The organism is Phyllobacterium sp. LjRoot231 (assembly GCF_964253365.1).
Taxonomy (GTDB): Bacteria; Pseudomonadota; Alphaproteobacteria; order Rhizobiales; family Rhizobiaceae; genus Phyllobacterium.
Genome location: NZ_CAXUQT020000001.1, coordinates 2,467,176 through 2,484,286 on the forward strand (window position 1 = coordinate 2,467,176; position 17,111 = coordinate 2,484,286).

The following is a 17,111-nucleotide window of genomic DNA, read 5'->3' on the forward strand; positions in this document are numbered from 1 at the left end:
AGTAACAGGTGCAATAATGACCAAGAACTGGACACCGACTTCCTGGAGAGGCAAACCTATCAAGCAGGTGCCTTATTATCCGGACGCTCAGGCTGTGAGCGATGTCGAGGCCCGTCTTCGTACTTATCCGCCGCTGGTTTTTGCAGGTGAAGCGCGCAAGCTCAAGAAGCAGCTTGCGGCTGTTTCCAAGGGCGAGAGCTTCCTGTTGCAGGGCGGCGATTGCGCCGAGAGCTTTGCCGAACATGGTGCGGATAATATTCGCGATTTCTTCCGCGTCTTCCTGCAGATGGCCGTTGTTTTGACATTCGGCGCTTCACAGCCCATCGTCAAGGTTGGCCGTATTGCGGGTCAGTTCGCCAAGCCGCGCACCTCTGATACCGAAACCAAGAACGGTATCGAGCTCCCGATCTATCGCGGTGATATCATCAATGGTACAGAGTTCACCGAACAGTCGCGCACGCCGGATCCTGCCCGCCAGGAAATGGCTTATCGCCAGTCGGCTGCAACGCTGAATCTGCTGCGCGCTTTCGCCCAGGGTGGTTATGCCAATCTGGAGAACGTCAACCAATGGATGATGGGTTTCGTTGCCGACAGCCCGCAAGGCGAACGCTACGGCCAGCTGGCACGCCGCATCTCCGAAACGGTTGACTTCATGCGTGCAGTTGGCATCACCGCAGAAACCAATGCGCAGTTGCGCGAGACGGATTTCTATACGAGCCACGAAGCCCTGTTGCTTGGCTACGAAGAAGCCCTGACCCGCGTCGATTCAACATCTGGTGACTGGTACGCGACGTCCGGACATATGATCTGGGTCGGCGATCGCACCCGTCAGGCGGATCATGCCCATGTAGAATACTGCCGCGGTATCAAGAATCCGCTTGGTCTGAAATGCGGCCCGTCGCTGGAGGCCGACGATCTTCTTCGGCTGATCGACCTGCTCAATCCTGCAAACGAACCAGGCCGTTTGACTCTGATCGCCCGCTTCGGTCACGACAAGGTTGCCGACCATCTGCCGAAGCTGATCCGTGCGGTGCAGAAGGAGGGCCGTCAGGTTGTCTGGTCCTGTGATCCGATGCATGGCAATACCATCACTGCCAATGGATACAAGACGCGGCCTTTCGACCGTATCCTGAAGGAAGTCGAAGGCTTCTTCGAGGTTCATCACGCCGAAGGAACTTATCCGGGCGGCATCCACATCGAGATGACCGGCAACAACGTCACGGAATGCACCGGCGGTGCGCGAGCGATTTCGGCAGAAGATCTGCAGGATCGCTACCATACCCATTGCGATCCACGTCTCAACGCGGATCAGGCACTGGAACTGGCGTTCCTCGTTGCTGAACTTCTCAAGAAGGAACGCGACAGCCATCCGGAGAAAATGGCCGTCAACGCCTGACCTCAAAGTATATCTGCAATAAAAGGCGGTCCTTCGGGCCGCCTTTTTCAATTTCAGTAATCAAGGCATTGGGGCTGGAGTTTTGCGTTTCGGGATTCTATCAAGGTTGTATGGACATAAAACCCGTACGCCGAATCCGCCTGTCAGCGTCTTTCCGTTCGTTCATTGAGAATGAGGCCTCCGGCGGTATCATTCTGATGGCGGTCGCGGCTCTGGCACTGATTGTCGCCAACTCTCCCTTAAGCGAAGATTATTTCGGTCTCCTGAAAACCTATGTTGGTGGCCTGAGCATCCTTCATTGGGTCAATGATGCCTTGATGGCCGTTTTCTTCCTGCTCGTTGGCCTCGAAATCAAGCGCGAGATGATCAGCGGCCAATTGTCGAACTGGTCGCGCCGCGCATTGCCGGGTTTTGCCGCTGTGGGCGGTATGGTCGTTCCGGCGCTGATCTTCCTTGCCTTCAATGAGGGTGAAACAGTTCGCGGCTGGGCCATCCCGACCGCCACCGATATTGCCTTTTCGCTCGGCGTTCTGTCGTTGCTCGGGTCGCGCGTTCCGTTGTCAGTGAAGGTCTTTCTGACCGCGCTCGCCATCATTGATGATCTTGGCGCGGTCATCATCATTGCCTTGTTTTATTCGGAAGGATTGAACATCCCGGCCTTGGCCGGGGTTGCTGCCGTTTTCGCTATTCTCATCGCGATGAATCTTCTCGGCATGATTCGGCTTTGGGCTTACCTCATTCTCGGGGTGATCCTGTGGATTCTTGTTTTCAAGTCCGGCATCCACGCGACCATTGCCGGCGTGTTGCTGGCCCTGGCTATCCCCATGCGCGGAGCGAAGGGCGAGGCCGATTCGCCGCTGGTTGAACTTGAGCATGCTATCCAGCCGTGGGTTGGCTTTCTTATCGTGCCGATCTTCGGTTTCGCCAATGCCGGCGTTTCCTTCAGTGGCGTGTCGCTTTCAAATCTCGCCGATCCGGTTCCGCTCGGTGTCGCGGCTGGCCTGTTTGTTGGCAAGCAGATCGGCGTGTTTTCCTTTGCCTGGCTGGCGATCAAGCTTCGTCTCGCCGAACGTCCTGTCGGCGCAAGCTGGCTTCAGATGTATGGCGTGGCCACGCTTTGTGGGATCGGCTTCACCATGAGTCTGTTCATCGGCCTGCTTGCCTACGCGAATTCACCTTTGCTGCAGGATGAGACCAAGCTTGGCGTGCTGCTCGGTTCGCTGCTGTCTGCTGTCTTCGGGGCTTTCCTGCTCAGTCTGTCGTCGAAGCGTCCTGCAAAGACGTGAATACGAAAGGCGTTGCCCGCGGCGTCGCTTATGTTTCGTCTTCAGCAACAAGGAGGTGGCGATATGGAGTTGCATCGGGGTTCATGCCTGTGCGGCAAGGTACATTTCAAAACGCGCGGAAAGTTGCGCGGCGTCGTCTACTGCCATTGCTCGCAGTGCCGCAAACAGTCGGGCCATTTCTATGCTGCAACCAATGTGCAGGACGATTCGATCGACATTTCCGGTGAAGACAACATCAGTTGGTACGAGGCAAGCGACTTCGCCCGCCGTGGTTTCTGCAAGAATTGCGGCTCGGCACTTTTCTGGAAGCACAAGGATCTTGATTATATTTCGGTGATGGCAGGATCGTTCGATCGCCCGTCCGACCTGCATGGCGAAAGCCATATCTTCGTCGACGACAAGGGCGACTATTATCAAATCCACGACGATCTGCCGAAATACGCGAAGAGCGGCGGTGGTGTTGTGGTTGCAGGGGACTGACAGGATTGACGCGGGCCGTTCTCGCTTTATAGCTGCCTTTTGTGGAAATACGGGGGCGGGCATGCGGCGTCTGGTACTGGCATTCATCAACTCCATGCGCGCGCTGAAGCATCTGGCGCAGCATGAGAAGGCTGTTCAGCAGGAACTTATGCTGTTCATTCTCTCCATTCCTGTTGCGGCGTTCATTGCCCCGACAGTTCTATCCTTCCTGCTTTTGACCGGATCGGTGCTGTTTCTCATTATGATCGAGGTACTCAATACCGGTATCGAGGCAGCCTGTGATGCAGTTTCACTGGATTTTCATCATGAAATCCAGATCGCCAAGGATTGCGGATCGCTTGCTGTGCTGATCTCGGTTATTCTTGTGGCCACCGTCTGGTTCTATACCGTGTGGAGCGTGTTTTTTTCCTGATCGGCGCTTGATCAAACATTGTTTTTCCATCAACGAAACGATATATGTTCAATATGAGCAAAAATCCAGACACTCTTCGTATCGCCATCGCTCAGCTCAATCCCGTGCTGGGTGATATCAAAGGCAATCTTGCAAAAGCCCGTGAGGCTCGCGCCGACGCTGCGCGTCAGGACGCCGATCTGATCCTCTACACCGAGCTTTTCATTTCAGGTTATCCGCCGGAAGATCTGGTGCTGAAGCGGGCCTTTATCGAAGCATGCGAAAAGGCGGTTCAGGATTTCGCCTTGGATACGGCGGACGGTGGACCCGGTGTGATTATCGGCACGCCCCTGAAGCGCGAATCTGGCCTGCATAATTCTGTCATGGTGCTGGATGGCGGCAAGGTGATTGCCGAGCGCTTCAAGGTCGATCTGCCCAATTATGGCGAGTTCGACGAAAAGCGAGTGTTCCAGGCTGGCCCGATGCCCGGCCCCGTCAATTTTCGCGGCGTTCGCATTGGCATTCCGATCTGCGAGGATATCTGGGGCGATCATGACGTCTGTGAAACCCTGGCCGAAAGCGGCGCGGAAATCCTCTGTGTGCCGAACGGCTCGCCGTATTATCGCGGCAAGGTTGACGTCCGCTATCAGGTAGCGCTGCGGCAGGTGATCGAAACTGGTCTGCCACTGATTTTCGCCAATCAGCTCGGCGGGCAGGACGACCTGATTTTCGACGGCGCTTCCTTCGCCTTCAATGCCGGCAAGAACCTCGCATTCCAGATGTCGCAATTCGAGGAACAGCTCATCGTCACCACTTGGCGGCGTGGGTCAAATGGCTGGGCCTGCACCGAAGGGCCGATGTCACGCATCCCGGAGGGCGAGGAGGCTAACTACCGAGCCTGCATGCTGGGTCTGCGTGACTACGTCAACAAGAACGGCTTCAAGGATGTTGTGCTTGGCCTTTCTGGTGGTATCGACTCAGCGATTTGCGCCGCGCTCGCCGTCGATGCGCTGGGCGAAGAACGCTTGCGCGCTGTCATGATGCCCTACACCTACACATCGAAGGATTCTCTCAAGGATGCTGAAGACTGCGCCAAGCTTCTTGGTTGCCGTTACGACATCGTGCCGATTTTCGAGCCGGTGCAGGGTTTCCTCAAGGCGCTTGGGCCAACATTCGAAGGCACCAAGGAAGGCATTACCGAGGAAAACCTGCAGAGCCGTGCCCGCGGTACCATCCTGATGGCGATCTCCAACAAGTTCGGTTCCATGGTCGTCACCACCGGCAACAAGTCGGAAATGTCGGTCGGCTACGCCACGCTCTATGGCGATATGAACGGCGGCTACAATCCGATCAAGGACCTCTACAAGATGCAGGTCTATGCCATGTCGGAATGGCGCAACAAGAATGTTCCCGCAGGCGGCCTGGGCCCGTCTGGCGAAGTCATTCCGGTCAACATTATTCGTAAGGCACCATCGGCAGAACTGCGCGAAAACCAGACCGACCAGGATTCTCTGCCGCCTTACCCGGTTCTCGACGATATCCTCGAATGCCTTGTCGAACATGAGATGGGTGTCGATGAAATCGTTGAACGCGGTCATGACCGCGCGACGGTCGAGCGTATCGAGCATCTGCTCTACATTGCCGAATACAAGCGCCGGCAGTCTGCGCCAGGTGTGAAGGTGACAAAGAAAAATTTCGGCCGCGACCGCCGCTACCCGATCACCAACCGGTTCCGGGATCGGCGAACTGGTTCCTGATGCCGGTGATTTTTAGACACAAGGGTTTCAAGTTTTTCTTCTATGCAAACGAGGGCAATCCACGTGAGCCAATGCACGTCCATATTGAGAAAGACAATATCGAAGCCAAATTCTGGCTGTTTCCTAATGTGCATCTAGCCTATAATGATGGTTTCAATGCTAAAACTCTGCGTGAGTTGAATGAACTCGTGGAGCAACGGCATAAAGTTATAACAGGAGCGTGGCATGAATTCTTTGGTGAAAGCTGAGAGCGTCCGCTTCGACGACGACAGTATGTGGCTTGAACTGTCGGATGGACGAACACTTGGTGTTCCACTGGTGTGGTTTCCGCGCCTTCTTCATGCGACACCCGAGCAACGCAGTGATGTACGAATAAGCTCGCGTGGCCTGCATTGGGAAACTTTGGATGAGGATATTTCGATTGCCGGGCTTCTGGCCGGCTATGGTGACCAGACTAAACCTCGCCAACCCACCAGAGCTGCATGACCTGTACTGTTGCAATCTGGCCGCACCGACATTCTAAAAGCGGCAGCTTAAAAAACAGGCGCTTGGCGGCTTGGAGCGATTCACCTATAAGCGATCTTCCGGCAATAGCGACCGGGAGGTTCTCGAATGGCAGCTTTTTATAAGTCCCTCTGGGCAGGCGCTCGTTCCTGACACGTGATGATGAAGAGCCTTTCGGCTCTTCGATTGACTTCACCGGTCAAGGTAACTCATCGCCAATAATGGCATTTCCTGTATTCAGGCAAGTCGCCAGATCATTCATGCCGTACTGATTCCATCGTCCTTTTTCACGGCATTCTCGTTTGCATTTTCTATTGGGGCCGGTGCGCATTGGCATCGGACAATCGTCATGGCTTTTTTTAGATTCGACCTGCGCGGCGGCGCATTCCGCAGCGTTCTTGGATTCACCTGGTTACACTGGCAAAGGCAGCCGGTGCGTATCGTCGTCATTGCTGGTGCAGTGTTGCTCTCGACACTGGCCGACGTGTTGACGCCGCTCTATTCGGGCCGGCTGGTCGATGCTGTGGTCAATGGCCATGCCACTGAAGCTGTCGTGTGGGATGCTGCAATTGCAGCGTTCTCGACGCTGCTTGCCCTATCGCTGGGTGCGATCGTCCTGCGGCACATCACCTTCATGCAGATCGTTGATCTGACATTGAACATGATGACAGAAATTGCCTCGGGGGCTTTCTACCGCATCCAGCGTTTCTCGACCGATTGGCATGCCAACAGCTTCGCAGGTTCGACCGTTCGCAAGGTGACGCGTGGTATGTGGGCGCTGGATTTGTTGAACGATACGCTGCTGCTGGCGCTGTTTCCGTCGGTGATCATGCTGATCGGTTCGACAGCGCTGATGGCCTGGTATTGGCCGTTGATGGGCCTCATCATCGGCATTGGATCGCTCCTGTTCGTTGCGGTGACCGCATCGCTGTCACTCGGTTACGTTGCGCCCATGGCACGTCTTGCCAATCGTTGGGACACAAAGCTTGGCGGTTCGCTGGCTGACGCTGTCAGTTGCAACATGGTGGTGAAGGGCTTCGGTGCGGAAAGCCGTGAAGATGCGCGTCTCGCCAAGGTTCTGACCAAATGGCGGGACCGGACGGCGCGCACCTGGGTCCGCGGTACATGGAACGGCACGACGCAGGGCACGATGCTGCTCTTGCTTCGGGCGGCCATTATCGGCTTCGCGCTGGTCCTGTGGTCGAAGGGGCAGGCGAGTGCGGGTGATATCACTTTCGTGCTCACCTCCTTCTTCATCCTGCAGGGTTATTTGCGGGAAGTCGGCATGCACATCCGCAATTTGCAGCGCTCGGTCAACGACATGGAGGAGCTTGTTGATATCCAGAGTCAGCCGCTTGGCATTGAAGACCGGCCCGGCGCAAAGCCGATCCGGATCAGCAATGGCAAGATCGAGTTCGACAATGTGACGTTCCATTATGGCGCACATCGCCTGCCGCTCTATGACCGGTTTTCGGTGACGATCCGGGCAGGTGAGCGCGTCGGTCTGGTTGGTCATTCCGGTTCGGGCAAGACGACCTTCGTCAAGCTGATCCAGCGTCTGCATGATCTGAAGTCGGGTCGAATCCTGATCGACGGTCAGGATATTGCCGGGGTCACACAGGCTTCGCTACGACAGCAGATCGCCATCGTGCAGCAGGAGCCGATCCTGTTTCACCGGTCTCTGGCGGAGAATATCGCCTATGCGCGGCCCGGTGCCACGCAAGATGAGATCGAAGAGGCTGCAAGGCAGGCCAGCGCACATGACTTCATCTCGGCATTGCCGAAGGGGTACAGCACGCTGGTCGGTGAGCGCGGTGTCAAGCTTTCCGGCGGTGAGCGCCAGAGAGTGGCAATTGCCCGTGCTTTCCTCGCGGATGCTCCGGTTCTCATTCTGGACGAGGCGACTTCCAGCCTTGATTCGGAATCGGAAGTCTTGATCCAGCAGGCGATGGAACGGCTGATGCTGGGGCGGACGACACTGGTGATCGCTCACCGTTTGTCGACCGTGCGCTCTCTCGACAGGCTTCTGGTCTTCGAGCATGGCCGTATTGCCGAGGAGGGTAACCACGAGGCATTGATCGGGCTCAATGGCGGTATCTATCGTGGCTTGTTCGAATTACAGGCGCTCGAACTGACCAAGGGGCTTGTCCTCAACGATGACTAAGATATGGGCCGCATGTGAGCGCGGCCCATATTGCCATTCAGGGCAGCATCCGATATGCCCCAAGCATGACCATTACCGTCCGTTTTGCACCATCTCCGACTGGCTATATCCATATTGGCAATACGCGCATTGCCTTGTTCAACTGGCTTTTCGCCCTGAAAAACAATGGCCAATTTATCCTGCGCTTTGACGATACGGATACTGTACGTTCCAAGACGGAATATGCCGAGGCGACGATCGCTGACCTTGACTGGCTGGGCATTAAACCGGCGCACATCGAGTATCAGTCGAAGCGTATTCCGATCTATGACGCTGCGGCCGAGAGGCTCAAGGCAGCGGGCGTGCTTTATCCCTGCTACGAGACCGCCGAGGAACTCGAGCGCAAGCGCAAGCTGCGCCTGGCGCGGCGCCTGCCTCCAATTTATGGCCGGGACGCCCTGAAGCTGACCTCTGCCGACAGGGAAAAGCTTGAAGCCGAAGGGCGCCGCCCGCATTGGCGCTTCCTCCTGCCAAACTTCAAGGACGACCCGTTTTCGGTAGCGAGGACGGAAGTTCACTGGGACGATCTTGTGCGCGACCGGGAAACGGTTGATCTCGCTTCACTCTCAGATCCGGTTTTGGTGCGGGAAGACGGCACCTATCTCTACACGTTTACTTCGGTCGTCGACGACATCGACATGGAAATCTCCCATATCATCCGGGGCAACGACCACATCACCAATAGTGGCGTTCAGATCGCGATTATCGAGGCTCTGGGGGCAAAGGTTCCCGAGCTCGGTCACATCAACCTCCTGACGACGGCGTCAGGCGAGGGGATTTCCAAGCGTACCGGTGCGCTCTCGATCGGCAGCTTGCGTCGTGACGGCTACGAGCCGATGGCCGTGGCCAGCCTTGCCGTGCTGATTGGAACTTCGGAGAATGTCACCGCCATACGTGACATGGACGCCCTTGCCGAGATTTTCGATCCCGCGGCAACGTCAAAGTCCGCTTCGAAGTTCGATCCGGCTGAACTCGACACGCTCAACCGCGCACTGATCCACGCAATGCCGTTTTCTGACGCCAAGGACCGGCTCAAAGAGCTTGGTATTGAAGGCGATCAGGCCGAGGCATTCTGGCTCGCAGTGCGAGGCAATCTTTCGCGCGTTTCGGATGCGGAAGGTTGGTGGAAGATCATCAAGGACGGTCCCGCTACGGATGAACAGCTTGCCGAAGAGGACCGCGATTTCGTTCGTGCTGCCTTTGATCTGCTGCCGCCGGAGCCGTGGAACCGCGAGACCTGGAAACTATGGACCGATGGGGTGAAGCTCCAGAGCGGACGCAAGGGCAAGCCACTGTTCATGCCATTGCGTATCGCGCTTACTGGGCTGTCTTCTGGTCCGGAGCTCGCAGATTTATTGCCCCTTCTTGGTCGGGAAGGAACGTTGGCCCGACGACCCTGACCTTGCGGTTCGGATCGATGGGCTTGTCGCCGCTGAGCGGCTGCGGCAACGGTGCTTCGGTCTTTGCCGGCGCGGGTTCACCTAGCTGAATGATGGATGAGGGTTTCTCCGCCGGTTGAGGCGCGGGCACTGCTGGCTCGACTTTGGTTTCTACGGGTTTCACAGGTTCGATAATTTTGGCAGGCTCTCCGGGCTTTCCTGTGGCAGATGTCGCCGCGGCAGGATTACCCAATGTGCTGAAATTTGCGGCCGATCTCTGGCAACCGCATTGCGGCGTTGCATTAGCTCCTACCTTCCTGAATTTGAAGGCATTCGGCAGGTCCTTGTAATCCTCGCCGCTTAATGAGGTCATCCTTTCAGGATTTGGATTGTCCGTGGGCTGATAATACAGCTTTGCCCCGGGACACTGGGACTGACACTGCGCCTGATCGCGTGAGAAATTCTCCGCACCGGTTTCATAGGAGAGCGGGAAATAGTAACCGTCGCATGTGCGCACGCAAAGCGTCTGGTACCGGCCACCATAGACCGGAGCTGTGCTCATTTCCGGCTCGACCGGTTCCGGCTCTTTCCCGAGAACTTCGTAAGGTTGCGGACGTGCCGTGTCGCGCCGTGGCTCCTCGTGCACGCGGTCGTCCACCACCGGGCAATCATTGGCATCGAGCGCTGCCTCGACGCGGTCACGCCGCAGGGTGAGTTCGAAATCGTCGACATCCGCGTTGCGGTTGAGTTCGTCGAGACGGTCCTGCATGCGCGCGCAAATATTTGAATTTCCGGAAGAAAGTTGTGTCGCCGCCAGGATGGCTGCTGCTGTTATGAAGGCGATCTGAAATGTCCGGTACATGCGGCGGCCCAAGATAGTCATGTGCATTCGAAGCGGGTGAATGCGCAAGAACCAGCCATGGTCATGCGGCAGCAATAAGACAGACTCTTGAACCTCAATCAATGCGTTGTGATGCCTCCACGACCGCCAGTGCCGTCATGTTGACGATACCGCGCGATGTCACGGATGGCGTCAGGATATGTGCAGGCTTGGCGGCGCCGAGCAGGATCGGGCCGACATGCAAGGCATCGGTGACAGATTTGACAACATTGAGCGTGATATTCGCTGCATCCAGATTGGGGAAGACCAGCAGATTGGCTTCGTCGCTCAGCCGCGAATGTGGAAGTACGCGCTCCCGCAGAATTGCCGACAAGGCGGAATCGCCATGCATTTCGCCGTCCTGCTCCAGTTCCGGTGCCTTGACGCGCAGAATTTCCGACGCGGTCCGCATTTTTGCGGCGCTCTCGGAATCACGCGAACCAAAGTTGGAATGGGACAACAAGGCCGCCTTGGGCTCGATACCGAAGCGGCGGATTTCATTGGCAGCCAGAACGGTCTTCTCGGCGATTTCCTCGGCAGTCGGATCGATGCTGACATAGGTGTCGGTCAGGAACAGCACGCCGCGTTGCGATATCAGCAGGCTCAGCGCCGAGAAATTGCGAATGCCCTCCGACTTGCCAATGATCTGGTCAACATTGCGCAAGTGCCGCTCGAAACGGCCCTCAAGACCGCAGATCATCGCGTCGGCTTCACCGCGAACGATTGCAAGTGCTGCGATGACAGTACCACTGGCGCGGACCATGGTGCGAGCCACTTCCGGCGTTGTGCCGCGTCGCCCGGTGAGATTCAGCAGCAGGTCGACATAATCGCGATAACGCGGATCATCTTCGGGGTTGATAACATCAAAATCAGTGCCGATCTTGATCTTCAGCCCGTAGCGCTGCAAGCGCGTCTCTATGACCTGCGGGCGCCCGATCAGTGTGGGGATGGCGACGCCTTCTTCCAGCACCACCTGCGCAGCACGCAAGACTCTTTCGTCTTCGCCATCTGCATAGATGACGCGCTTCTTTTCCGCAGTTTTTGCCGCCGTGAAGATAGGCTTCATGATCAGGCCGGAGCGGAAGACGAAGCGATTCAACCGGTCGAGATAGGCATCGAAATCCTCGATCGGACGTTCGGCAACGCCGGTATCCATTGCAGCTTTGGCGACGGCCGGCGCGATGCGAAGGATCAGGCGCTGATCGAAGGGCGAAGGGATGAGATAATTTGGCCCGAACGTCGGCGTCTCGCCGGAATAGGCGCGGGCGGCAACGTCCGATGGTTCTTCGCGAGCAAGTGCGGCAATAGCCTGCACTGCTGCCATTTTCATTTCCTCATTGATCGCCCGAGCGCCGCAATCGAGCGCGCCGCGAAAGATGAAGGGGAAGCAGAGGACGTTGTTGACCTGGTTGGGAAAGTCCGAACGGCCGGTGCAAATCATTGCATCGGCGCGCGCGGCGCGCGCCTCGTCCGGCATGATCTCCGGATTGGGATTGGCCAGAGCCATGATCAGCGGGTTCGGTGCCATCTGCTGCAGCAGTTCGGGCTTCAGCACACCGGCGGCCGAAAGGCCAAGAAAGACGTCAGCCCCGCCAATGACATCAGCGAGAACCCGCGCATCGGTTTTCTGCACGTAGACCGATTTCCAGCGGTCCATCAGCGTATTGCGGCCTTCATAGACAACGCCATCGAGGTCACAGACCCAGATATTCTTGCGATCAACGCCGAGCTTCACCAGGAGGTTAAGGCAAGCGAGCGCCGCAGCGCCGGCTCCGGAAGCGACGATCTTGATCTTAGAGAGATCTTTTCCGGCAAGTTCCATGCCGTTGAGAATGGCCGCGGCAACGATAATCGCTGTGCCATGCTGATCATCATGGAATACCGGGATGTTCATTTTGGCGCGAAGTTGTTCCTCAACTTCAAAACATTCCGGAGCTTTGATATCTTCGAGATTGATACCGCCGAACGTGGGCTCGAGAGCCGCTACCACATCAACGATCTTGTTGATTTCCTGTGCGTCGATCTCGATATCGAACACATCGATATTGGCGAATTTCTTGAACAGGACGGCCTTGCCCTCCATGACGGGCTTGGACGCAAGCGGGCCGATGTTGCCAAGACCGAGGACGGCTGTACCGTTGGAGATAACCGCCACCAGGTTGGCGCGGCTGGTATAATCGGCGGCCGTTGCAGGATTTTCGTGAATGGCAAGACATGGTGCAGCGACGCCGGGGGAGTAGGCGAGAGCAAGGTCGCGCTGATTTCCAAGCGGCTTCGTCGCCTGGATTTCCAGCTTACCCGGCTGAGGAAAGCGATGATAAAACAGCGCGCTTTCTTCCAGGTCAGAGTTGCTGGGCATTTTGTCCTTGGCCATTGACGATGTCCTCCGGGGATTTGGCTCGCGCGTTTATACACTGGCGTTTCAAATTTTCCAGCACGCTAAAATGTCATCCAGAGGCATAACCGAACTCGATTTTGTTACAAGTGCTTATCTTGCCGAACCACGCACTTTTCTGCGCCGTCATAAGACTGTGACATGAATCAGGTTTGTGTCAGCGCAAATGGACGCGCTTTGCGTCAGCTGAACGGAGATCAGCAGCATGGTCGAGATCGAGGCCCGCAAATTCCGCACGCTTTTCCTGTCCGATGTGCATCTCGGCTCGAAAGGTGCAAAGGCCAGTTTTCTGTTAGATTTTCTGAAATACCACGATGCCGACACGATCTTTCTGGTCGGTGATATCGTTGATGGCTGGCGCTTGCGCCGCAATTGGCATTGGCCGCAAGAACACAACGACATCGTGCAGAAGCTCCTGCGCAAGAGCCGTAAGGGCGCGCGTATCCTCTACATCGCCGGTAATCATGACGAGTTTCTGCGCGATTTCCAGGGAACGCATTTCGGCGGCATCGAGGTCATGGACCGCATCATGCATGAGACTGCGGATGGCCGGAAATTCCTCGTCATCCATGGCGACCAGTTCGATGTGGTCGTGCGTAATGCCCGTCACATCGCCTATCTCGGCGATTGGGCTTATGACGCGGCGCTCGCAATCAACACAATCATGAACAAGGTCCGGCGCATGCTCGGCCTGCGCTACTGGTCGTTCTCGGCCTGGGCGAAATTCCGCGTCAAGAAGGCCGTGAATTTCATTGGTTCGTTCCAGACGGTGGTCTCGGATGAAGCGCGGCGCATCGGTGCGGATGGTGTGATCTGCGGTCACATTCATCATGCGACGATCGAGCAGATCGACGGCATCGAATACATCAATACGGGCGATTGGGTGGAAAGTTGCACGGCAATCGTCGAGCACTTCGATGGTCGCATGGAACTCCTGTCATGGACGCATCTGATCGGCGAACAGGCCGGCTTCGCGCCTGTCGTCCGGCTGGATGACAAGCGTCCAAAGGCGGCGAATGCAGCCTGAGGGTCAAGCAAAGCGCCTGGTCATCGTCTCGGACGCCTGGCACCCGCAAGTCAATGGTGTGGTGCGCACACTGACCAAGCTGCGCGAGCAGATGGAAGCGCGCGGCTATGAAGTGACGATCATCTCGCCAGCCGATTATCGCTCCGCGCCTTGCCCGACCTATCCGGAAATCCGTCTGGCATTGACGCACCCGTCTGCGATCAGGGCGCGGATCGAAGCGCTGCAGCCGGCTTTCGTTCATATCGCGACCGAAGGTCCGCTCGGTATCATGGCACGGCGTGCATGCCTGAAGAATAATTGGCGCTTTACCACGAGCTTTCATACGCGTTTTCCCGAGTATCTGCGTGAGCGGTTGCCGGTTCCGCTGTCGTGGTCGTACGGTTTCCTGCGGCGTTTCCACAATGCTGCCGAACATTGCCTTGTCCCGACGCAATCTATCCATGACGAACTGGCTGAACGCGGCTTCGAGACGCTAAAAGTGTGGACGCGCGGCGTCGACCGTGAACTCTTCCGGCCGCAACCGGAGGTCGATCTCAAGTTGCTGCGACCGATCTTCCTCTGCGTCGGCCGGGTGGCCCCTGAAAAGAACCTTGAAGCCTTCCTGTCTCTCGATCTGCCGGGCACCAAGCTTATCGTCGGCGATGGTCCTGACCTGGACGAGTTGAAACGGAAATATCCGGAAGCGGTATTTGCCGGAAAGAGAGAGGGCGAGACCCTTGCCCGCTTTTATGCAGGGTCCGATGTCTTCGTGTTTCCCAGTCGTACCGACACGTTCGGTCTGGTGCTGCTCGAAGCTATCGCCTGCGGACTGCCCGTTGCGGGTTATCCCGTACCAGGCCCAAAGGACGTGATCGGCGCATCAGGTGCTGGCGTCCTCTCGGATAGTTTGCAGAAGGCCGCATTGGGTGCGCTGGAGATGGGCCGGGTCGATCCAGATGTCAGGCTCAAAGGCTTCAGCTGGGAAGCCTGCGCCGACATTTTCGAGAGCGTGCTGACGACGATTGGCGGTGCGAGGGAACTGAAATCGCGCAAAGTAAAGTCCAGTCGGGCGATGCCGGCGCGGTAGTGTCGCGTTAATTGCGGATGACCCCCAGCGCTTCTAGGCGCTTGGCGAATTTCGTGATAGTTGCGAATCTCAGGCAACGCAGTGTTGCGATTCCGCCTGAACCGCTCGATCTTCCGAAAGTCTTTCCCATGACGGCCGCTGCAGCGGATACCAGCCAGGACATGCCGTCGCGCTTCGAGCTGCGGGTTGCATTGGCTTATTTTGCTATTTTCATGTCGAGCGGCTTGCATTTGCCCTACTTCCCGCTGTGGCTGGAGTATCGCGCGCTGACACCGACGCAAATCTCCATCGTTTTGTCGATGCCACTGTTCGTGCGCGTTGTCGCAGCGCCGCTCGTCTCGATGCTCGCCGATCGCTCCAATGATCGGGCGCATATATTGACCATGGCGACGGTTCTCGCCGTTATCGTTGCGGCATTTTACTTCGTACCGTTCGGCTTCATGGGAATTCTGATCGTTTCGCTGATGCTTGCCCCACCGTGGACATCGCAGGTGCCGCTGGCCGATACGATCGCTCTGTCAGGCGTCCGCCGCTACGGCGCCGATTTCGCCAGGATGCGCGTCTGGGGCTCGATATCGTTTCTTCTCACGTCCTTCATAGGCGGTGTGTTCATCCAGCATGTGGGTGAACACATCATTCCCTGGGCACTTCTAGGCACCCTTGCCGCAGCATGCGGCATGAGTTTCATCGTGCCGCGCATCGGCAAGCCGAGGCGTCTTTCGCCGCTCTCGGATGTGGATATCGCCGATGCAGGCAGGGCGCTGCGCAGACCGGCTTTCGTCACCTTTCTGATTGCCACCGGCATCACCCAGGCCAGCCATGCCTATGGGTACAGCTTTTCAGCGATCTACTGGAAATCGATCGGCATGGAGGAAACCGTCATCGGTGCGTTCTGGTCCATCTCCGTGGTGGCGGAAGTCATCATGTTTACGTTTTTCCGGCGGCTGTTCGGCCGTCTTCATCCGGCCAAAGTACTGATCATCGGTTCGGCAGCAGCGATGTTCCGTTGGGCGGTGTTTCCGCTCATTGCGCCCGCCGGTCTTGGCGTTGGCGGATTTCTCGTTGTCCAGAGCCTGCATTCCTTTTCATTCGCGCTGTCATTCCTCGGCATGCAGAAGATGATTGCGCTCACCATACCCGAGGAACGCGGCGGTACGGCGCAAGGTCTTTCGACGTTTTTCATCGGTACATCGCTCGCCATCGCCACCATGGCGTCCGGTCCGCTCTACAGCGCCACCGGCATTTACGGTTTCTACGCAATGGTTGCGCTTGCCGCTTGTGGCCTCTCCCTGGCCGTTGTCTCGTTAAGGCTCGAACAGCGGGAGGTCTAACCCCATAGTTCGGATCTGGGCGGCGAGATCTGGCTGCCATCAAAAACCAGCCCCGGCTCGCGGTCTTCCTTCAGGATCAACGGTCCATCGAGATCGACGAAATCCGTGTCCTGTGCCACCAGTATCGCTGGCGCCATGGCCAATGATGTCCCGACCATGCAGCCAACCATGATACCGAAACCAAGCTCACGGGCGCGCTTCTGCATGCGCAGCGCTTCCGTCAGCCCGCCGGTCTTGTCGAGCTTGATGTTGATATTGTCATAGCGGCCAAGCAGCATGTGAAGATCATCTGTACCATGGGCGCTCTCATCGGCGCAGATCGGCACCGGATGCGGTATTTTAGCGAGGATGGCATCGCTTCCTGCACGCAAGGGCTGCTCGATCAGAACGACACCGGCCTTTGCCGCCGCCAGCATGTTCTCGACGACGTTATTGTCCGTCCAGCCTTCATTGGCATCGAGAATGATGCGGCTTGAAGGCGCAGCTTCTGCGACTGCTCGAATACGGTCGACATCGTTCTCGCCGCCCACCTTGACCTTGATCAATGGCCGGCCGGCGAAAGCGCGAGCCGCGACTGCCATCGTCTCCGGATCGCCAAAGGAGACAGTCACCGCGGTTGTGAGTTCGCGCAAGGGAGGCAATCCGGCAATATCAGCGACTGACTTGGCGCTCCGCTTTGCCTCGAGGTCCCACAAAGCGCAGTCGACGGCATTACGGGCGGCACCGGCACCGATCAACCCCGGTAAATCATCTCGTGCAGCGCCATTTACCAAGGCCACGCGCAACCCTTCGATCTCGGCGCAGACCGACTCCAGACTTTCGCCATAGCGCGCATAGGGCACGCATTCGCCGCGCCCGGCGAACCTGCCATCGGTCAGCGTACAGAGCACGATAGCGGCCTCGGTTTTCGAACCGCGGGAGATTGTAAACGTTCCGGCAATCGGCCAGCGCTCCACCGTAATCTCCATTCTCAGGACCATATTTCACGCCTTAATTGTTCAAGTGACAGGAAGCAC

The 17,111-nt window shown here is 57.1% G+C and carries 15 protein-coding genes; 12 read left to right on the forward strand and 3 right to left on the reverse strand.

The window, feature by feature from the left end; translation table 11 throughout:
• Positions 1 to 16: 16 nt before the first annotated feature.
• From ACSQ3H_RS12105 to gltX, 9 genes are all read left to right on the forward strand, one after another.
• Positions 17 to 1,396, forward strand: coding sequence for a class II 3-deoxy-7-phosphoheptulonate synthase (locus ACSQ3H_RS12105; protein ID WP_436117293.1), 1,380 nt, complete (start codon positions 17 to 19; stop codon positions 1,394 to 1,396).
• A 110-nt stretch (positions 1,397 to 1,506) separates the two neighbouring features.
• Complete coding sequence (gene nhaA, locus ACSQ3H_RS12110) at positions 1,507 to 2,682, forward strand: Na+/H+ antiporter NhaA (RefSeq protein ID WP_436117294.1); 1,176 nt, start codon at positions 1,507 to 1,509, stop codon at positions 2,680 to 2,682.
• A 63-nt stretch (positions 2,683 to 2,745) separates the two neighbouring features.
• Positions 2,746 to 3,162 carry a GFA family protein gene (locus ACSQ3H_RS12115; protein WP_436117295.1) on the forward strand — a complete coding sequence of 139 codons (417 nt, stop codon included), beginning with the start codon at positions 2,746 to 2,748 and terminating at the stop codon, positions 3,160 to 3,162.
• A gap of 61 nt (positions 3,163 to 3,223) precedes the next feature.
• Entirely contained in the window at positions 3,224 to 3,574 is a 351-nt protein-coding gene (locus ACSQ3H_RS12120) for a diacylglycerol kinase (RefSeq protein ID WP_436117296.1), read from the forward strand.
• Between the two features lie 53 nt (positions 3,575 to 3,627).
• Positions 3,628 to 5,310 (forward strand): NAD+ synthase, encoded by a 1,683-nt coding sequence (locus ACSQ3H_RS12125; protein ID WP_436117297.1) that lies wholly within the window; start codon positions 3,628 to 3,630, stop codon positions 5,308 to 5,310.
• The gene (locus ACSQ3H_RS12130) at positions 5,310 to 5,558 is read left to right on the forward strand and encodes a DUF4160 domain-containing protein (RefSeq protein WP_436117298.1); all 249 of its coding nucleotides are present in this window, start codon (positions 5,310 to 5,312) and stop codon (positions 5,556 to 5,558) included. The genes ACSQ3H_RS12125 and ACSQ3H_RS12130 overlap by 1 nt, the downstream gene beginning before the upstream one ends.
• Complete coding sequence (locus tag ACSQ3H_RS12135) at positions 5,536 to 5,796, forward strand: DUF2442 domain-containing protein (RefSeq protein WP_436117299.1); 261 nt, start codon at positions 5,536 to 5,538, stop codon at positions 5,794 to 5,796. Before ACSQ3H_RS12130 ends, ACSQ3H_RS12135 begins: the two co-directional genes overlap by 23 nt.
• Positions 5,797 to 6,163: 367 nt before the next feature.
• Positions 6,164 to 7,978, forward strand: a complete 1,815-nt coding sequence (locus ACSQ3H_RS12140; RefSeq protein ID WP_436117300.1) for an ABC transporter ATP-binding protein — start codon at positions 6,164 to 6,166, stop codon at positions 7,976 to 7,978.
• A 65-nt stretch (positions 7,979 to 8,043) separates the two neighbouring features.
• Positions 8,044 to 9,417 (forward strand): glutamate--tRNA ligase, encoded by a 1,374-nt coding sequence (gene gltX / locus ACSQ3H_RS12145; protein WP_436117301.1) that lies wholly within the window; start codon positions 8,044 to 8,046, stop codon positions 9,415 to 9,417.
• Here gltX and ACSQ3H_RS12150 read toward each other — a convergent pair.
• Both ACSQ3H_RS12150 and ACSQ3H_RS12155 read right to left on the reverse strand, forming a co-directional pair.
• Complete coding sequence (locus ACSQ3H_RS12150; protein ID WP_436117302.1) at positions 9,335 to 10,279, reverse strand: DUF2865 domain-containing protein; 945 nt, start codon at positions 10,277 to 10,279, stop codon at positions 9,335 to 9,337. The genes gltX and ACSQ3H_RS12150 overlap by 83 nt on opposite strands.
• 73 nt (positions 10,280 to 10,352) lie before the next feature.
• The gene (locus ACSQ3H_RS12155) at positions 10,353 to 12,650 is read right to left on the reverse strand and encodes an NADP-dependent malic enzyme (protein WP_436117303.1); all 2,298 of its coding nucleotides are present in this window, start codon (positions 12,648 to 12,650) and stop codon (positions 10,353 to 10,355) included.
• Between the two features lie 226 nt (positions 12,651 to 12,876).
• Here ACSQ3H_RS12155 and ACSQ3H_RS12160 point away from each other — a divergent pair, with 226 nt between their 5' ends.
• The 3 genes from ACSQ3H_RS12160 to ACSQ3H_RS12170 are packed head-to-tail and all read left to right on the forward strand — an operon-like array spanning position 12,877 to position 16,095.
• Complete coding sequence (locus tag ACSQ3H_RS12160; RefSeq protein WP_114428810.1) at positions 12,877 to 13,698, forward strand: UDP-2,3-diacylglucosamine diphosphatase; 822 nt, start codon at positions 12,877 to 12,879, stop codon at positions 13,696 to 13,698.
• Entirely contained in the window at positions 13,688 to 14,764 is a 1,077-nt protein-coding gene (locus ACSQ3H_RS12165) for a glycosyltransferase family 4 protein (RefSeq protein WP_436117304.1), read from the forward strand. The genes ACSQ3H_RS12160 and ACSQ3H_RS12165 overlap by 11 nt, the downstream gene beginning before the upstream one ends.
• A gap of 53 nt (positions 14,765 to 14,817) precedes the next feature.
• Positions 14,818 to 16,095, forward strand: a complete 1,278-nt coding sequence (locus tag ACSQ3H_RS12170) for an MFS transporter (protein ID WP_436117305.1) — start codon at positions 14,818 to 14,820, stop codon at positions 16,093 to 16,095.
• Here ACSQ3H_RS12170 and dgcA read toward each other — a convergent pair.
• Complete coding sequence (gene dgcA, locus ACSQ3H_RS12175) at positions 16,092 to 17,075, reverse strand: N-acetyl-D-Glu racemase DgcA (RefSeq protein WP_436117306.1); 984 nt, start codon at positions 17,073 to 17,075, stop codon at positions 16,092 to 16,094. The genes ACSQ3H_RS12170 and dgcA overlap by 4 nt on opposite strands.
• Between the last annotated feature and the right edge of the window lie 36 nt (positions 17,076 to 17,111).